The sequence below is a fragment of the Marichromatium bheemlicum genome (assembly GCF_012276755.1).
Taxonomy (GTDB): Bacteria; Pseudomonadota; Gammaproteobacteria; order Chromatiales; family Chromatiaceae; genus Marichromatium; species Marichromatium bheemlicum.
On record NZ_JAAXKX010000006.1, the window covers coordinates 21,076 to 37,820 of the forward strand.

The 16,745-nt window shown below is 68.7% G+C and carries 16 protein-coding genes; 5 read left to right on the forward strand and 11 right to left on the reverse strand.

The genetic code is table 11. The features are described 5' to 3' along the window. Position 1: 1 nt before the first annotated feature. From csoS4 to HF203_RS06055, 8 genes are all read right to left on the reverse strand, one after another. Positions 2 to 247 carry an alpha-carboxysome shell vertex protein CsoS4 gene (csoS4, locus tag HF203_RS06020; RefSeq protein WP_168667662.1) on the reverse strand — a complete coding sequence of 82 codons (246 nt, stop codon included), beginning with the start codon at positions 245 to 247 and terminating at the stop codon, positions 2 to 4. Beyond that, positions 244 to 1,788 (reverse strand): carboxysome shell carbonic anhydrase, encoded by a 1,545-nt coding sequence (locus HF203_RS06025; RefSeq protein ID WP_168667664.1) that lies wholly within the window; start codon positions 1,786 to 1,788, stop codon positions 244 to 246. Before HF203_RS06025 ends, csoS4 begins: the two co-directional genes overlap by 4 nt. A gap of 10 nt (positions 1,789 to 1,798) precedes the next feature. After that, entirely contained in the window at positions 1,799 to 3,919 is a 2,121-nt protein-coding gene (locus tag HF203_RS06030) for an alpha-carboxysome scaffolding protein CsoS2 (RefSeq protein ID WP_168667666.1), read from the reverse strand. Positions 3,920 to 3,971: 52 nt separating this feature from the next. Beyond that, positions 3,972 to 4,313: a ribulose bisphosphate carboxylase small subunit gene (locus tag HF203_RS06035; RefSeq protein WP_168667668.1), complete on the reverse strand. Its 342-nt coding sequence runs from the start codon at positions 4,311 to 4,313 to the stop codon at positions 3,972 to 3,974. Positions 4,314 to 4,352: 39 nt separating this feature from the next. Beyond that, the gene (locus HF203_RS06040; RefSeq protein ID WP_168667670.1) at positions 4,353 to 5,768 is read right to left on the reverse strand and encodes a form I ribulose bisphosphate carboxylase large subunit; all 1,416 of its coding nucleotides are present in this window, start codon (positions 5,766 to 5,768) and stop codon (positions 4,353 to 4,355) included. A gap of 235 nt (positions 5,769 to 6,003) precedes the next feature. Further along, positions 6,004 to 6,324: a RuBisCO small subunit-like domain-containing protein gene (locus HF203_RS06045; RefSeq protein WP_168667672.1), complete on the reverse strand. Its 321-nt coding sequence runs from the start codon at positions 6,322 to 6,324 to the stop codon at positions 6,004 to 6,006. A 131-nt stretch (positions 6,325 to 6,455) separates the two neighbouring features. Then, the gene (locus HF203_RS06050) at positions 6,456 to 8,123 is read right to left on the reverse strand and encodes a SulP family inorganic anion transporter (protein WP_168667674.1); all 1,668 of its coding nucleotides are present in this window, start codon (positions 8,121 to 8,123) and stop codon (positions 6,456 to 6,458) included. A 203-nt stretch (positions 8,124 to 8,326) separates the two neighbouring features. Next, on the reverse strand, positions 8,327 to 10,333 hold the full coding sequence (locus HF203_RS06055) for a sodium-translocating pyrophosphatase (protein ID WP_168667676.1): 2,007 nt from the start codon (positions 10,331 to 10,333) through the stop codon (positions 8,327 to 8,329). A 223-nt stretch (positions 10,334 to 10,556) separates the two neighbouring features. On the opposite strand from HF203_RS06055, the gene pdxA reads away from it, so the two are divergent. After that, a complete protein-coding gene (pdxA, locus tag HF203_RS06060; protein ID WP_168667678.1) occupies positions 10,557 to 11,555 on the forward strand; it encodes a 4-hydroxythreonine-4-phosphate dehydrogenase PdxA in 999 nt (332 codons plus the stop codon). A 158-nt stretch (positions 11,556 to 11,713) separates the two neighbouring features. Here pdxA and HF203_RS06065 read toward each other — a convergent pair whose 3' ends face one another. Both HF203_RS06065 and HF203_RS06070 read right to left on the reverse strand, forming a co-directional pair. Next, positions 11,714 to 12,667 (reverse strand): Gfo/Idh/MocA family protein, encoded by a 954-nt coding sequence (locus tag HF203_RS06065; RefSeq protein WP_168667680.1) that lies wholly within the window; start codon positions 12,665 to 12,667, stop codon positions 11,714 to 11,716. Positions 12,668 to 12,733: 66 nt separating this feature from the next. Continuing rightward, positions 12,734 to 12,907, reverse strand: a complete 174-nt coding sequence (locus HF203_RS06070) for a hypothetical protein (RefSeq protein WP_246221668.1) — start codon at positions 12,905 to 12,907, stop codon at positions 12,734 to 12,736. Positions 12,908 to 13,064: 157 nt separating this feature from the next. Between HF203_RS06070 and apaG the strand changes: the two genes are divergently transcribed. Both apaG and HF203_RS06080 read left to right on the forward strand, forming a co-directional pair. Continuing rightward, positions 13,065 to 13,439, forward strand: a complete 375-nt coding sequence (gene apaG / locus HF203_RS06075; RefSeq protein WP_168667684.1) for a Co2+/Mg2+ efflux protein ApaG — start codon at positions 13,065 to 13,067, stop codon at positions 13,437 to 13,439. A 2-nt stretch (positions 13,440 to 13,441) separates the two neighbouring features. Beyond that, a complete protein-coding gene (locus tag HF203_RS06080; RefSeq protein ID WP_168667686.1) occupies positions 13,442 to 14,284 on the forward strand; it encodes a symmetrical bis(5'-nucleosyl)-tetraphosphatase in 843 nt (280 codons plus the stop codon). Here the strand turns inward: HF203_RS06080 and HF203_RS06085 are convergent. After that, entirely contained in the window at positions 14,281 to 14,796 is a 516-nt protein-coding gene (locus tag HF203_RS06085) for a dihydrofolate reductase (protein ID WP_168667688.1), read from the reverse strand. The genes HF203_RS06080 and HF203_RS06085 overlap by 4 nt on opposite strands. 90 nt (positions 14,797 to 14,886) lie before the next feature. Between HF203_RS06085 and HF203_RS06090 the strand changes: the two genes are divergently transcribed. Then, positions 14,887 to 15,759, forward strand: coding sequence for a CPBP family intramembrane glutamic endopeptidase (locus HF203_RS06090; RefSeq protein WP_168667689.1), 873 nt, complete (start codon positions 14,887 to 14,889; stop codon positions 15,757 to 15,759). Between the two features lie 332 nt (positions 15,760 to 16,091). Then, the gene (locus tag HF203_RS06095; RefSeq protein WP_168667690.1) at positions 16,092 to 16,526 is read left to right on the forward strand and encodes a Tat pathway signal sequence domain protein; all 435 of its coding nucleotides are present in this window, start codon (positions 16,092 to 16,094) and stop codon (positions 16,524 to 16,526) included. Positions 16,527 to 16,745: the final 219 nt, after the last annotated feature.

The following is a 16,745-nucleotide window of genomic DNA, read 5'->3' on the forward strand; positions in this document are numbered from 1 at the left end:
CTCAGCCCTCCTCCCAGTAGTCGATGATGCCGACGATGGTCAGGTCACTCGGATAGTCCTTGTGGCCGGCCGCCTCACGCGCCGCCGAGCTACCGACACAGATCACCCAGTCGCCCGGGGTACAGCCGACCGCATCGACCGCCACCAGCTGGCTCTTGCCCTCGCGTACCACCTGGAGATGGCGGTGTTCGAGGCCGGGGATGCGGTTGGTGGCGACCAGCGGGCGCTCGACCTGGCAGATCTTCATAGTCCCTCCCACTCGCTCAACGAACCGCCGACCCCCTCGATGCGGCCACCGTGATCGCTGTCGCGCACCGTCGACCAGGTGTGCAGCAGCCCCTGCGCGGCCAGCTCGGGATAACGCCGCGCGATCGCCTCGGCCACCCGCGTGCAGCGCTCCACCGCACGCGCCCGCGCCCCGGGGACCCGCCCCGGATAGTCGAAGCGCACCACCACCGGGATCGGCAAGCCGCGCGCGAGGTTGAGCCGGCGGAAGATGTCGACGCCGATGTCGAGGTCGGCGGCGCCCTCCTCCAGGGTGCGCATGAAGGCGAAGAAGGTGAGATTGCGCAGCTGTACCTCGGCGAGGTCGCCGCCGACGCCGATGAAGCGCTCCTGGTGCCCGGCGTCGGGATACTGGCCGCCGTGCTCGGCGCGGACGTAGTCGAGCTGCTCCAGGTTGTGCTCGATCAACCGCGCGACCAGACGCTGCATGCCCGCCGTCGGCGGATTGGCGCCGCCGGCGGCACTCACCGCCGCGCGGATGTGATCGCGCACGGCCTGCGTCCCCAGCCCCCGGATCTCGGCGTGGAGCGATCCGCTGTCGAGGTAACGCTCGAGTGCCGGCTCGCCGGCGGCATCGGGCAGATGGATGCGGATGCGGTCGGTGTCAGTGTCGACACCGATCAGCAGGATGTCGATCGAGGCGCCGCAGCAATAGCTGTTCTCGATCGCCTCGCGGAAGGCACGCAGCTGTGCCAACCCGGCGGCGGCGGCGCGCGCATCGTCGCTACCGTGCGCGGCACAGCCCTGGTGCGCGGGATCACGGCTGCTGTGGTGGTAGACGGCCACCTTGAGATAGCGGGTGGGCGCATCGGCGGTGTTGGGCAGGCCCTCGCGGTGACGACGCAACTCGGTCTCGGTCCAGCGACGCACCGCCTCCTCGACGTCGAACAGCGCCCCGGCGTGGGCCTTACGCCGCACCACCCCCATCGGCAGGCGCAGCACGTAGCCGATGACGTGGGCCAGCCGACCGTCGGAACAGGGGGTCAGGTTCATCGCATGGAAGCCGCACTCGAGGAGAAAGCGCTCGAAGGCGGCGGCACGCCCGCCCATGCCCAAGGGGTCGTTGAGGAAATAGTCGTCGCTGAGCGCACGCACCGTGGCGAAGCTGGCGTAGGCGAAGAGCGCGCGCATGTCGAGCCCGCCGATCCAGGCGCGCTCGAGCACCGAGACCGGCAGCTCGAAGCCGAGCCGGGCGTGCGCCTCGTGCTGGGCACGGCGCACGAAGTCGGCGTCCTGGGACAGCGCGGCGATTCGCCGCAGCGTTGGCTCGATGGCCTCGAACGCGTGCTGCACCCGTCGCGCATAATCGCCCAACCGGCGGTTGTCCTGGTCCGGTGACGACGTCGCACCGACCATGACCGGGGCCGGCCCGTCCACCGCGACGGTGACGACTGGCGACGACACGCTTGCCGCCAGCGGCGGGTGCACCGGAGCGGCACGCCACAGCGGAGTGCGTCGCCGCGCGCCGCGCTGGCCCCGAGGTGTGGTGCGGATCGCCACCATGGTCGCCACCTCAGCCCCGTGCCCCGCCGGAGACGGTCACCAGGGCACCGCGCTCACTGCCACCACTGGCACCGGTGACCTGCAGCGGCGGGGCCTGCTCAGACTGGCGCTGACCGCGCAGCGCCCGGGCACCGGCGAAGGGCCCCATCACCCCACCGCGGCGGGTCGGATTGCGCACGCTCGCCGAGCTACCCTCGGTGCCGGTGACATGCTCGCCACGCCCCCAGTCGTCGCCGGTGATACGGGCACCGCCATCGCGCCCCTCACCGGTGACACGGGCGCGCACCGCTGCCTCGGGTGTCGCCACCGGAGCGGGGATCAGCCCCGGGGCCGGCTGTTCGGCGCCGCTCGGGCGGCGCGCCCGGAACTCCTCGGTACCGGTCACCACCCCGCTGCTCAGACCGAAAGGGCCGGTGATCCGCGCCGAGCCGCCACCGCTGGCACCGGTCACCCGAGGCGTGGCGCGCGCGGCGCCCTCGGGGCGCGAGAACACCATGCCCTGCCAGTGACCACCGCCGAGCGGCTGCGGGAAGTCGTCGCCGAACTCGACCGGCGCATCGTCCTCGGTCGGCGCGCGCACCGCCGTATCACAGACCGCCGCCAGGGCCGATTCACCGACATAGGGGGTCCCGGTGATCGACTGACAGCGCCCACGCCGTTGGCCGGTGCTCGGCCCGGCGATACCGGGCTGGGTGCCGCTGAGATCGGCGCCGCCGGGACGCGATTCGGGACGCCGCGCGGCCTGCGCCGTCAGCGCCTCGGGCGCGCAGTGCTGCTGATAGTGCAGGGGACCGAGATAGTCGCTGCCGGTGACCGTCTCACAGCGCCCGGCGGCATCGCCGGTGACGCGCGCTGCGCTACCGACCTGGGTGCCGCTGAGGCGCTGACCGCGCCAGGTCGGGGTGACGCCAACCTTGGCGCCACCCTCGGGCGCCGGCACCTGCTCGCAGTGCTGGCGGAAGTGTCCGCTGCCGAGATATTCGTCGCCGGTGATGCGTCGGCAGGCACCGGCCTCGTCACCCGTGGTGCGCGCGCCGCGTCCCAGCAAGGTCCCGGTGATCGGACGCTGGGCGAGCGTGGTGTCATGCGCGACCTTGGGCGGCGCACCCTCGGCACCGGGTTCGGTATAGGGGGTGCCGGTGAGACTACGCCCGGCGCCGCGCTCGTCGCCGGTGACCCGCTCGCCCCGGCCCACCCGGACGCCGGTGACCCGCTGCCCCGCCGGGGTGCTGGCGACCGGCATGGGGGCTGGCGGTTCGGAGCGCTGGCCGCAGAACTCCTGGAACAGCTCGGCGCCGAGGTACTCGGTCCCGGTGACGGTGCGACAGGCCCCGGCCTCGTCGCCCGTGGTGTGCCGGGCACGGCCGAGCCGGGTACCGCTGACGGCCAGGCCACGTGCCGTCTCGCTGACCTCGCCACGCGGCCCGTCATTGGCCCGCGCCCCACCCTGACGCCGCAGGCGACCGCTCGGGCGCGGACAGGACTCGCCGCCCTTGCCGTGCTCGCAGCGCTGCTCACGCACCCGCCGGGCGATCTCGCGCGAGCTGGCCCCGGCACGACGCATCAGGGTGGTGGCGGCGGCGTCGCGCGAGCGCCCGCCGATCGCCTCCAGCCCCGCCTTGCCGCGACCGGCCACCGCCGCGCGCCTGGCCATCGCCAGCACGCGCCCGGTCGGACGCGCCTCCCTGGTCACGCTCGCGCCGCGCGCCCGCGCCCGCCGCGACGGGGTGGGACGCGCGACACGGCGCGGTGGCGTGGACGGGGCGTGCGCGTTCTGCTCCTCCCCCATCGAGGCCTCGTCCCCGGATGCGGGTGTCACATGCTGAGCGCGGCGCCGCATCCGGCCATCGCTACGGGTCTCGGCCGGCGCCGTGCGCACGCGCGGCGCCGGCAACGCGCGACCGCCCGACTCGGCGATACGCTGACGTCGTGCCATCGCCTCGCGCCGCCCGACGGGCAGCGCGCCACGCTCGCCCTTGGGCGGGCGTGGCGCACCGGCCGCTGGCGTGACCGCTGGCGCGGCCGGTGACACCTCAGGGGTAGCGCGCTTGCCACCCTTGGCCTGGGCGCGACGACGCGCGATCGCCGCGGCACGCCCATTCAAGCTGTTTTCGCGTGTTGGCTCTGCCATGTCGCTCCTCGCTCGCGGATGGGCGCCTCGCCGCGATCGCGGCGGGCGCGGTTCAGGACGCGCGATGCACCAGGAAGGCGTGCCCCTTGGTCTGGGCGAAGGTGTCGTAGCCGACCAGACGGACATGGTGGTCGGGATAGCTGCGCCGACAGGCCTCGATCTCGGTGAGCAGCAGCTCGGGGTCGTCGACGCCGAAGAAGGGCAGCTTCCACATCGGCCAGTAGTACTCGAAGGCGCGGCTGGGGTGCTCGTGCTCGATCGAGGCGTTCCAGCCGTTGTCGAGGATGAAGAGGATCTGTTCGACGATCTCCTCGCGGCTGAGCGGCGGCAGGTAGGAGAAGGTCTCGTGACGGCCGACGGTGGCGTGATCGCCGATGATCAGATGGTCGCTCATGGTGTGATGCACTCCGCGTTGTCGGTTGGGCTAGCGGGTTCAGGCCGCGTCGAGCTTGTCGACGGTGTCGAACTCGAACTTGATCTCCTTCCAGGTCTCCATCGCCGCAGCCAGCTCGGGGCTGTGTCGGGCCGCCTCGGTGAGGATCTCGCGGGCGTGCTGCTCGACCTCGACGCCCTCGTTGCGCGCCTTGATGCAGGCCTCGGTGGCCACCCGGTTGGCCGCCGCACCGGCGGCGTTGCCCCAGGGATGGCCTTGGGTACCGCCACCGAACTGGAACACCGCGTCGTCACCGAAGATCGCAACCAACGCCGGGATGTGCCAGACGTGGATCCCGCCCGAAGCCACCGCCAGCAGCCCAGGCATGCCGCCCCAGTCCTGATCGAAGAACAGCCCGCGCGAGCGATCCTCGGGGACGAAGGACTCGCGGATGGCATCGACGAAGCCGAGCGTCGAGCGCCGGTCGCCCTCGAGCTTGCCGACCACGGTGCCGGTGTGAAGGTGGTCGCCACCGGAGAGACGCAGGCACTTGGCGAGCACGCGGAAGTGGATACCGTGCTTGGGATGACGGTCGATCACCGCGTGCATGGCGCGGTGGATGTGCAGCAGCATGCCGTTGTCGCGACACCAGTTGGCGAGGCTGGTGTTGGCGGTGAAACCGCCGGTGAGGAAGTCGTGCATGATGATCGGTGCACCCAGCTCCTTGGCGAACTCGGCGCGCTTAAACATCTCCTCGCAGGTCGGCGCGGTAACATTGAGATAGTGCCCCTTGCGCTCGCCGGTCTCCTCCTGGGCCTTGCGCACCGCCTCCATGACGAACTCGAAGCGATTCTGCCAGCGCATGAAGGGCTGGGAGTTGACGTTCTCGTCGTCCTTGGTGAAGTCGAGCCCGCCGCGCAGCATCTCATAGACGGCACGGCCGTAATTCTTCGCCGAGAGTCCGAGCTTGGGCTTGACGGTAGCGCCGAGGAAGGGGCGACCGTACTTGTCCATGCGATCGCGCTCGACCTGGATGCCGTTGGGCGGACCGCCACAGGTCTTGACGTAGTGCAGTGGGAAGCGGATGTCCTCGAGACGCAGATGGCGCACCGCCTTGAAGCCGAAGACGTTGCCGACCAGCGAGGTGAGCACGTTGACGATCGAGCCCTCCTCGAACAGGTCGATGGGGTAGGCGACGAAGGCGTAGAAGCTCTCGTTGTCGCCAGGGACGTCCTCGATGCGATAGGCGCGGCCCTTGTAATAGTCGAGATCGGTGAGCAGGTCCGACCACACCGTCGTCCAGGTACCAGTCGAGGACTCGGCGGCGACCGCAGCAGCGGCCTCCTCGCGCGGGACATTGGCCTGCGCCGTCACCTTGAAACAGGCCAGTAGATCGGAGTCGAGCGGGACATAGTCCGGGGTCCAATAGGTGAGCGCGTAATCCTTGACGCCCGCGTCGTAGGTCTTGGTGCTCATGATTTACTCCATTCAATGAATTCGGCCGCGTTCGGGCGCCACGATAGATAGATAGAGCAACCAATACCAATCGATATACAGAATGCTATCGATAGACCTAAGTCGATGAATTCATCGACGATACCGGGCATTGAATAGCGCCGATAGGCGCGCGCGGCAGCGCCCTCAGCCAACGCCCAGCAAGACCGTTGGGCACGGACCGACGAGCGGTCCGGAGCGGGCGGGCGCGGTGGAGTCAGGCGGGGATGCGGGGGCGCGGGCGATAGACCACCAGGGCGAGCGCGCTGTGCCAGCGCAGGTCGTCGACCCGGAGTCGGATCTGCTGATCGGGATGGCGGGCGCGACAGGCATCGATCGCCCCGAACAGGGCCTCGAGGTCACCGTCGTGAACGCGCGCCGCTCCCCAGGGCGACCAGCAGGGACGACGTGGATCGGGGGCGCTGGCGTACTCGATCCGGATCACGCAGGCGGGGTGCAGGCAGGCACCGAGCCCCGCGAGCATGCGGATCTCGGCGGAGCGGTGGTCGGGGGGTGTGGCGGCGGATGGGAGCGACATGGCAGGACCTCGCTTGGCGCGGTCCGGGACGGGCCGCTTGCCCCCAAGATGGTACCCAACCAAAAGACTCGGTAATTTGAATCAGGGGCACCGACCATCGATTGCTGTCGATGGCCAATGCCCCTGCCGTCTCATGCCGCGCCGTCGGCGCCGAGTAGACGCTCGGCGAGCGCCAGCGCCTGGGTACGATCGGCCACCAGGTGTGCAGCAGGCAGGCGCTGGCTCACCCCGAGCTGATCGAAGCGCTCGCGCACCTCGCCACGTGCCCCGGAGAGGATCACCGCCCGCCCCTGTTCGAGGTCCTCGAGCACCAACCGCTCCAACGCCAGCGACGAGGACACCCCGAGCAACGGCACCTCGGCGACATCGAGGATCAACACGTCATGATCCTCAAGCACCGCGTGCTGGCGCGAGATCGCCTTGGCCAGACCGAAGATCAGCGGGCCGCCGAGGGTGAACAACAGTACCCGTCCACCGCCGCGCTCGAGCAGCGCTTGCTCGTCGTCGCTGAGACGGATCGTGCCAGCGGGATCATCGGGGTGCTGGATCGTCTGCACCGCGCGGCTCTGCAAGCGACTGAGCCGATCGATGGTGAGCAGGTTGGCAACGAACATCCCCAGCGCCACCGCAGTCACCAGATCGACGAACACCGTCAGTCCGATCACCGCGTACATGATCGCGGCGGCCTTGAACGAGACCCGATGGGCGCGACCGAGGAAGGACCAGTCGACGATATCGAGCCCGACCTTCATCGCGATCCCGGCAAGCACCGCGAGCGGGATCTGTGCGGTCAGCCCACCGGCCCAGAGCACCACCACCAGCAAGATCAGCGCACGGGCGATCCCCGAGAGCGCGCTGCGCGCCCCGGTCTGGATGTTGACCACGGTGCCCATGGTGGCGCCGGCACCGGGGATACCGCCGCACAGCCCGGAGGCGAGGTTGCCGAGCCCCTGCCCGACCAGCTCCTTGTCGGCGCTGCACGGCTTGCGGGTCATGCTCTCGGCGATCACCGAGGTGAGCAGGGCGTCGATGCTGCCGAGCGCGGCGAGTACCAGGGCGTCGGTGAGCATCCGCTGCCACTGCTCAGCACTGAACACCGGCAACTGCAGCTCCGGCAGTCCGCTGGGGATCTCACCGATGCGGCGGATCTCGCTGTCACCGAGCAACCACAGCGAGGCCAGGGTGCCGAGCACCAGGGCCAGCAACTGCGGCGGCAGCACCCGGCGCCAGCGCTTGGGGAAGAACAGGATCAGCGCCAAGGTACCGAGCGCGAGCAGGGTCTCGGCCGGCTCGATCCCGGCGATCAGCGCCGGCAGCTCGCCGAGGGTACCGAGCACGCCACCGCCCGGGGCCGCCTGACCGAGAAAGGGCCCGATCTGCAGCACGATCAGGATCAGGCCGATCCCGGTCATGAACCCGGAGACCACGGTATAGGGCATCAGGGTGACGTACTTACCCAACCGCAGCAGGCCGAAGAGGATCTGGAACACCCCGGCAAGCATCACCACGGTGAAGGCCATCGCCATGCCCTGCTCGGGATCGAGGGCGATCAGGTTGGCGATGACCGCGGTCATCACCACCGTCATCGGGCCGGTGGGCTCGGAGATCAGGGTGGGGGTGGCGCCGAACAGGGCCGCGAACAGACCGACCAACACCGCGCCATAGAGCCCGGCGGCAGGGCCGGCACCAGTGGCGACACCGAAGGCGAGCGCCATCGGCAGGGCGATGATCGCGGCGGTGACCCCGCCGAAGAGATCACCGCGCAGGTTGTCGAAACGAATCTCGTTGAGTATTTGCATGCCTCATACCAACTGGTTGCATCCCTGGTATGAGAAACCTCAATACTTATTGATTCAAAGTGATAATTACTATGGAACCCATAGAAAATATTCGATGATTCAGATCGCCCGCAGAAACGCCAACGCCCCGCAGCGCGGGGCGTTGATCGATGCGATGCGGCCTCCCTGCCGCCGGCGGGGCACGCGGCCCCGCGGTTATCTCCTCAGCCGAGCAGCGGCGCGATGGTCAGACTGACGATCGCCATCACGTTGATGAGGATGTTCATCGACGGACCCGAGGTGTCCTTGAAGGGGTCGCCGACGGTGTCACCGACCACGGTGGCCGCGTGCACGGCCGAGCCCTTACCGCCGAGGTTGCCCTTCTCGACGTACTTCTTGGCGTTGTCCCAGGCACCACCGGAGTTGGCCATGGTCAGCGCCAGCAGCACGCCGCTGAGCAGGGCACCGCCGAGCATGCCACCGAGCGCCTCGGGACCGATACCGAAACCGACCAGTGCCGGCGCGGCCACGGCGATCACCCCGGGGATGATCATCTTCTTCAGCGCCGCGGTGGTGGCGATGTCGACACAGCGCGCGGTATCGGGCTTGGCCTCGCCCTGGAGCAGGCCGGGGATCTCGCGGAACTGGCGACGGATCTCGTTGATCATCTCGAAGGCCGCGTCACCCACGGCGGTCATGGTGATCGAGGCGATCAGGAAGGGCACTGCACCGCCGATCAGCATGCCCATCAGCACCGTGGGATCACCGAGGCTGAGCTCGAAGTCGGGCAGGTGGTGGTGCAGCGTGGCGATGTAGGCGGCGATGATGGTCAGCGCCGCGAGTGCCGCAGCACCGATGGCGAAGCCCTTGCCGATGGCCGCGGTGGTGTTGCCCAGCTCGTCGAGCGAGTCGGTGATACCCCGGGTCTCGGCGCCCAGACCACCCATCTCGGCGATACCACCGGCGTTGTCGGCGACCGGACCATAGGCGTCGATCGCCATGGTGATACCGACGGTGGCGAGCATGCCCACGGCGGCGATACCGACGCCGTAGAGACCGGCGAGATGGCTGGAGACGAAGATGATCAGCGCGATGGTCAGCACCGGGATGACCACCGACTGCATACCCACGGCCAGACCCGAGATCATCACCGTGGCGGTACCGGTCTCACCCGACTCGGCGATACGCCGCACCGGCTTGGACGAGGTGTAGTACTCGGTAACCAGACCGATCACCATGCCTCCGGCGGCGCCGGCGAGTACCGACCACCAGATGCCGTTGGAGACATCCATCATCATCACCAACAGGAAGGAGGCGGCCATGAACAGCAGACTCGAGGCGGTGGTGCCGATGCGCAGCGCGGTGGCCGGCTGCTTCGCCGAGACCTGCTTGACCAGGAAGATACCGGCGATCGAGCACAGCAGACCGACCGAGGCCAACGCCAGCGGCAGGAACATCAGCGAGGACTGGCTGCCCAGCGCGTCGAGCGAAGCCGCGGTCAGGGTCGCGGCGATGGCGATGGTGGCGATCTGCGCGCCGCAGTACGACTCGAAGATGTCCGAGCCCATGCCGGCCACATCGCCGACGTTGTCACCGACGTTATCAGCAATCACGCCGGGGTTGCGGGGATCGTCCTCGGGGATACCGGCTTCGACCTTGCCGACCAGATCGGCGCCGACGTCGGCGCTCTTGGTGAAGATGCCGCCACCGACACGATAGAAGAGCGCCACCGAGGAGGCACCGACACCGAAGCCGTGGATGGCGTGCGAGCTCTCCGGATCACCACCGAAGAGCAGATAGAGAAGGCCCAGACCGAGCAGACCGAGCGAGGCGACCAGCAGTCCCATCACGGAACCACCGAAGAAGGCCACGGTCAATGCAGAGGCTGCACCATCCTTGTGGGCCGCGGCAGTGGTACGCACATTCGACTTGGTGGCCGAGAACATACCCAGATAGCCAGCGGCAGCCGAGGCACCGGCGCCGATCATGAAGGCCAGCGCGGTCTTCCAGCCGAGGAAGAAATAGAGCAGCACCAATACCACGGCACAGAAGACGGCGAGCATGACCAGCTCGCGACGCATGAAGACCATGGCGCCGAGATGGATCTCATCGGCAATCTTCTTGATCTTGTCTTCGCCCTCGGGGTACTGCAGGACCAGCTTGTAGATGGAGTAGGCAACCCATAGGCCACCCGCCCCGAACAATAAAGGAATCAACGCATTAGCTGACATCTGAACTCCTCAGTCCATCGGTCGTTGGGGGGTGTAAAACCGCGCCGGTTATAGCAGATAATGCCCTGAAAAGCGATTGAACCGTCATCTCGCCGTCATCTCCCAACCGCCTCAGGCGGTGCGCCCACCCCCCATCCCGATAGCCGCTGGATCGGGGTACACTGCATGAAGAAAGCCGCCATCCCGGGTGGCCCACTCAGCAAGAAAAGGCCCCAAAGACAGCATGCAAGCACCGCGACGACTGGCGATCACCCCCGGCGAACCCGCAGGCATCGGCCCCGACCTGGTGGCCCGACTCGCCCAGGCCCCGCAGCACGCCGAGCTGGTGGCGGTCGCCGATCCCCACCTGCTGCGCGCCCGCGCCCGTGCCCTCGGTCTCGAACTCGAGACCCTGCCCTTCGACCCCGACCAGCCACCCAGCCCCAACCAGCCCGGCACCATCCGCGTGCTGCCGGTGACGCTGCGCGCGCCGGTCATCCCCGGCCAGCTCGACCCGGCCAACGCCGATTATGTCCTCGAGACCCTGGCCTGGGCCTGCGACGGCTGTCGCGACGGCGGTTTCGACGCCCTGGTCACAGGTCCGGTGCACAAGGGCGTGATCAACGACGCCGGACTCCCCTTCACCGGACACACCGAGTTCCTCGCCGAGCGCTGCCGTGCCCACCCGGTGATGATGCTCGCCACCGACGAGCTACGCGTCGCGCTGGTCACCACCCACCTGCCGCTCGCCGCGGTCCCGGCGGCGATCACCCGCGAGCGCGTCGAGCTGACCCTGGAGCTGCTCGGGCGCGACCTACGCGAGCGCTTCGGCATCACCCGCCCGCGCATCCTGGTGTGCGGACTCAACCCGCACGCCGGCGAGGGCGGTTATCTGGGACGCGAGGAGATCGAGGTCATCGAGCCGGCGTTGGCGCGCCTGCGCGACTCGGGGATGGAGTTGATCGGGCCGCTACCGGCTGACACCGCCTTCGTTCCCGGACGACTGGCCACCAGCGACGCGGTGCTGGCGATGTATCACGACCAGGGGTTACCGGTGCTCAAGCACCAGGGCTTCGGCCGTGCGGTCAACGTCACCCTGGGGCTGCCGATCATCCGCACCTCGGTCGACCACGGCACCGCGCTCGAACTCGCCGGGACCGACCGCGCCGACCTCGGTAGCCTCGAACAGGCACTGGCGCTGGCCCAACGCATGGCCGAACAGGCACACGCCAACCCCGACTGAGCTGCCCCACGCAACCAGGCCGGAGCCCCCGGCGATCGAGATCACCGGGGCCGGTGAAGGGATCGCCCCCGTCAACCGCCGATCATGCAACCCGGCCGCCCCGCTGGCGACTGCGCGTTGGTACGCGGCAGCTGATTCGAGGCGCCGGGAGAGGCGCCTCAGGCGCCGATGTGGGCACGCACCTCGAGTGCGACCTCGAGCGCCTTGAGCCCGGTGCGCCCGTCGACCAACGGTGCCGCGCCACCACGCACGGTCGCGACGAAGGCGGCAATCTCGCAGTCGAGCGGCTTGACCGCCTCAACCTGCACCCGTTCGCGCTCGATGCGCGGGCGCGGCTCGCCCTCGACCTGGTGCGGCGCGGCGATGTCGATGGTCTGGGCGATGAAGTCGAGGGCGAGATAGCGGCGCGGCTGGAACACCCGGATGCGACGCGTGGTGCGCTCCGAGACGCGGCTGGCGACGACGTTGGCCACCGCGCCGTTGGTGAACTCGAGACGGGCGTTGGCGATGTCGACGTGCTCGGTGAGCACCGAGGTACCGACCGCCGAGATGTGACTGATCTCGGCACCGATCAGCGCGAGGATGATGTCGATGTCGTGGATCATCAGGTCGGAGACCACGTCGACATCGGTGGCGCGCTCGACGAACCCGCCCATGCGCTGCGCCTCGATATAGCGCGGCGCCTCGATGCGCTGGGCGAGCGCCATCACCCCGGCGTTGAAGCGCTCGACATGACCGATCTGCAGGGTCGCGCCGTTGTCGTCGGCCAGGCGCACCAGCTCGCGCCCCTGCTCGGCGGTGGTGGCAATCGGTTTCTCCAACAGCACATGGATGCCGCGGGAGAGGAAGGGCGCGGCGGCCTCGAGGTGGGCGGTAGTCGGCACCACCACGCTGACCGCGTCGACCCCGTGGGCGATCAGCGCCGCGGCATCGGCGAACACGGCGCAGCCGGCCTCCTCGGCGATGGCGCGCGCGCGCGCCGGATCGGTATCGACCACACCAACCAGCTCGACATCGGGGTGGCGGGAATAGATCAGGGCGTGGAAGCGCCCCAGATAACCGACGCCGATGACGGCGACACGAAGCTTTGCGGACTGGGAGGAAGGGGACATCGAACGAGACCTGGCTGGAAGGGGTCGGATGGCCGGCTCACCGGGGCGTCCCTCGAGAGGCCCCGGTCAGCCGCCGACGCTATTGGCTGGCGGCGTCTGCTTGGCGAGCGGCAGCTCACCCGAACCGTGATAGAGGTTGACCTGGTATGCGAGCGTCACGGACATCCCGACCGTGACGGTGACCAGGAGGATCGAGAACAGATCGGGCTTCCGGCGGCGGCGTTTGGGTTTGAGGGACATACCGGGAATCATTTCCAGTAAACTGTAAGTAAAAGTTTAGAAGATCATGAAATTATTGGAATGGTAATCGGCAACCCAAATCAAGCCGGATTGCTCCATGCGCCCGCACCGGTATTATCACGTACTCGGCCCGGGCTTGTCTGCTAGGGAGATCCCAGTGCCCCACCCCGCGATCAAAATTTCAGCCAACAGCCGCTATCTACCCGAGCGCTCGTCGCCCGATGAGGGGCACTATGTGTTCGCCTATACCATCGTGATCGAGAACCAGGGCGACGAGGCGGCGCAGCTGCTCGACCGCCACTGGGTCATCACCGATGCCGACGGCAATGCCCAGGAGGTCCGAGGCCAAGGCGTGGTCGGTGAGCAACCGCGGCTCGAACCCGGCGAGCGCTATGAATACACCAGCGGCACCGTGCTCCCCACCCCACTCGGTTGCATGCACGGCAGTTACGGCATGATCGACGCGGCCGGCACCCGCTTCGAGGCGCCGATCCCGGCCTTCTCGCTGGCCTCGATCACCACCCTGCACTGACGATGCCGACCTACGCCATCGGTGACGTCCAGGGCTGCCACGCCGAGCTGATGTCGCTGCTCGAGCGCCTGGCGTTCGATCCGGCGCGCGACCACCTGTGGTTCGCCGGAGACCTGGTCAACCGCGGCCCGGACTCACTGGCGGTGCTGCGCTTCGTGCGCGGGCTCGGCACCAGCGCGGTGACCGTGCTCGGCAACCACGACCTGCACCTGCTCGCGCTCGCTGCCGGCAACCACAAACACGCCGGCAAGAGTACGCTCGATGCAGTGCTCGCCGCACCGGATCGCGACGAACTGCTCGACTGGCTGCGCCACCGCCCGCTGCTCCATCACGACACCGGGCTCGGCTACGCCATGGTCCATGCCGGGTTGCCGCCACAGTGGGACCTGACCGAAGCGGCGACCCACGCCGCCGAACTCGAAGCGGTGCTACGCGGCCCCGGATACCGCGACTTCCTCCACGCCATGTACGGCAACCAGCCGGCGCGCTGGCAGCCCGGGCTGCGCGGCGTCGAGCGCTGGCGCTTCATCACCAACGCCTTCACCCGGCTGCGCTACTGCAGCACCGACGGCACCCTGGCGCTCAAGGAAAAGGGCGCACTCGGCGCCCAGTCGCCGGGGCTGTTGCCCTGGTTCCAGGTACCGGGACGGCGCAGCGCCGCCAGCCGTATCCTCTTTGGTCACTGGTCGACGCTCGGCTATCGCGCCGGCGACAACACCTGGGCACTCGACAGCGGCTGTCTGTGGGGTGGCGCGCTGACCGCAGTGCGGCTTGACGCAACAGGCCCCTCAGCGCCGATCCAACTCGACTGTCGTGGCTACCTGCGCCCGGGGACGGACGCCTAGCCGGACACCCGCTCGAGTTCGATGAAGCTCAGCGCATAGCGGTTGCGCGCATCGGCCGGGTGCTCGTGGCGCGCCACCTCACGCCACTGCGCGGGATCGAGCGCCGGGAAACGGGCATCGCCGGCGACCTCGGCATGCACCCGGGTGAGCTGGATACGACCGGCGCGCGCCAAGGCTTCGGCATAGACCCGGGCACCGCCGACGATCATCAGCTGCTCGACCGCCCCGGCGGCAATGATCGCCGCATCGAGCGAATCCACCAGCTCGGCGCCCTCGGCGCGATAGTGCCGGTCGTGTGTGAGTACCAGATGACGACGGCGCGGCAACAGCCCGGGCAGTGACTCCCAGGTGCGCCGTCCCATGACGATGGGACGGTCGAGGGTGAGCGCCTTGAAGTGGGCAAGATCCGCGGGCAGGTGCCAGGGCAGCGCGTTGTCGCGACCGATCACGTCGTTGTCGGCCACTGCAGCGACCAAGACGAGTTCGGGGGAGGCGGGTCGATCTGGGGTCATCTGTTGGATCCGTTCGGTGGTCGGCACGACTTTGCGGAGTCGTCGGGTTTTGCCGACAATGGCCCGACGTCTCAGCCATCGAAGCCTAACATGCGCGCCACCTCGCTGTTCTTCCTCTATCTCTTCATCTGTCTCGCCCTCGCCGCGCTGCTCACCGGCCCGCTGATGCAGACCGGCTGGATCGACTACGAGGCACAGCGGGTGATGGGCCGACTGGCGCAGGTGTTCATCCTGCTCGGACTGTGGCCGCTGCTACTCGCGTTGCGGCTGAATACCCGCACCGCGCTCGGCTTCGCCTACCCGGCGACGCAGTTCCGCCGTACCGTCTGGCAGGGCTGGGTCATCGGCGTCGCCATCCTGCTGGCGCTGGCACTGACGCTGCTCGCGCTCGGCATCCGTGTCCCCGACCCCACCCCGCCGGGTTGGGCGGCGCTCGCCTCACGTGCACTGCAGGCGCTGATCGGCGGGATGCTGATCGGGCTGCTGGAGGAGGCCTTCTTCCGCGGCGCACTCTACTCGGCCATCCGGCGCGACAACGGGGTGCGGTCGGCAGTGCTGTGGAGCGCCGGGCTCTACGCGGTGCTGCACTTCATGAAGCCAGGCGAACTGCCGCCAGGGATGGCGCTCGATGCCGCCGGGCTGTGGTACATGTTCAGCCATGTCTTCATCGACCTCTTCCAATGGCAGCACCTCGACTCCATGGTCGCGCTGTTCATGGTTGGGGTGTTCCTCGCCCTGGTGCGCGAGCGCAGCGGCCACATCGGCTGGTGCATCGGTCTACACGCCGGCTGGGTACCCGTGATCCAGGTGACCCGCCAGCTCACCGATGGCGACCCGAACGCCCCCCTGGCCTTCCTCGCCGGTCACTACGACGGCACCATCGGCTGGCTCGCGGCGGCCTGGATCGGCCTACTCGCCGCACTCTACTGGTGGTGGACGGGCCGAAGGACCTCCGCCCGCTGACCCCGCTCCGTCACCGCTAGGCACGACGGACAAGCACCGCCCCCCAAGACCGCGACCACGCAACCCCGAGGCTGAACACACAACCCGCCGGCCTCGGGACGACGGGGGCGTGGGCCCGACGCCGCTCCGACAGGACCGGACCTGCGGCCCCACGCCCCACCCCCCTCCTCAGCCATCCCGCCATCGGCGCGCCCGGCATCCACACCACCTCACCCTCCCCTGGCGCACCCGGCAGGCGCCTGACGATGCGTTGCCCCTGCCCGAGGCCTGGTTTATAGTGATAATGAGAACGAATCTTGATCGCAAGGAATGCCAGCCCCCGAGTCCATATCATGACCCAGAGCCCCCGGATCCCGAGCGCGATCGCGCTCGTTGCCACCCTATTCTGCGCCCCGACCCAGGCGACCACGCCACCCGAGGGCGCCTTGGAGGTTGAGCTCAACAAGCTCGAACAGCGCGCCGACGCCTGCGTGACCTACCTGGTCTTCGGCAACCGCACCGCCACCGACTTCACCAGCCTGCAGCTGGAGTTGGTGCTGTTCGACGATCAGGGCCTGATCCAACAGCGCCTCGCCCTCGAGGCCGCGCCACTCACCGCCGGCAAGACCAGCGTCAAGCTGTTCGAAGTCGCCGACACCCGCTGCGATCAGCTCGGGCGCCTGCTCATCAACGACGTCACCGTCTGCGCCGACGACACCGGCGCGCGCAGCGACTGTCTGCAACGCATCGCGCCCCGCTCGCGCCTCTCCACGCAACTGATCAAGTGAGCGCCTCGCGCGCAGGAACTGGATACCATGACCTCACCCGCCACCCCAGCCACCGAGCAACCGACCCCCACCACAGGGACGCCCATCCCCTTGGAACCCGGCACGGCGGCGCCGCTGGAGCCGGCGGGCAGCGCCGCCCCCCTGCTCGAGGCGACACCTGCGGCCGATCCCACGGGCGTGCTCGACCCCACGCTCGCAACCGACCCTGCCGCCAGTACG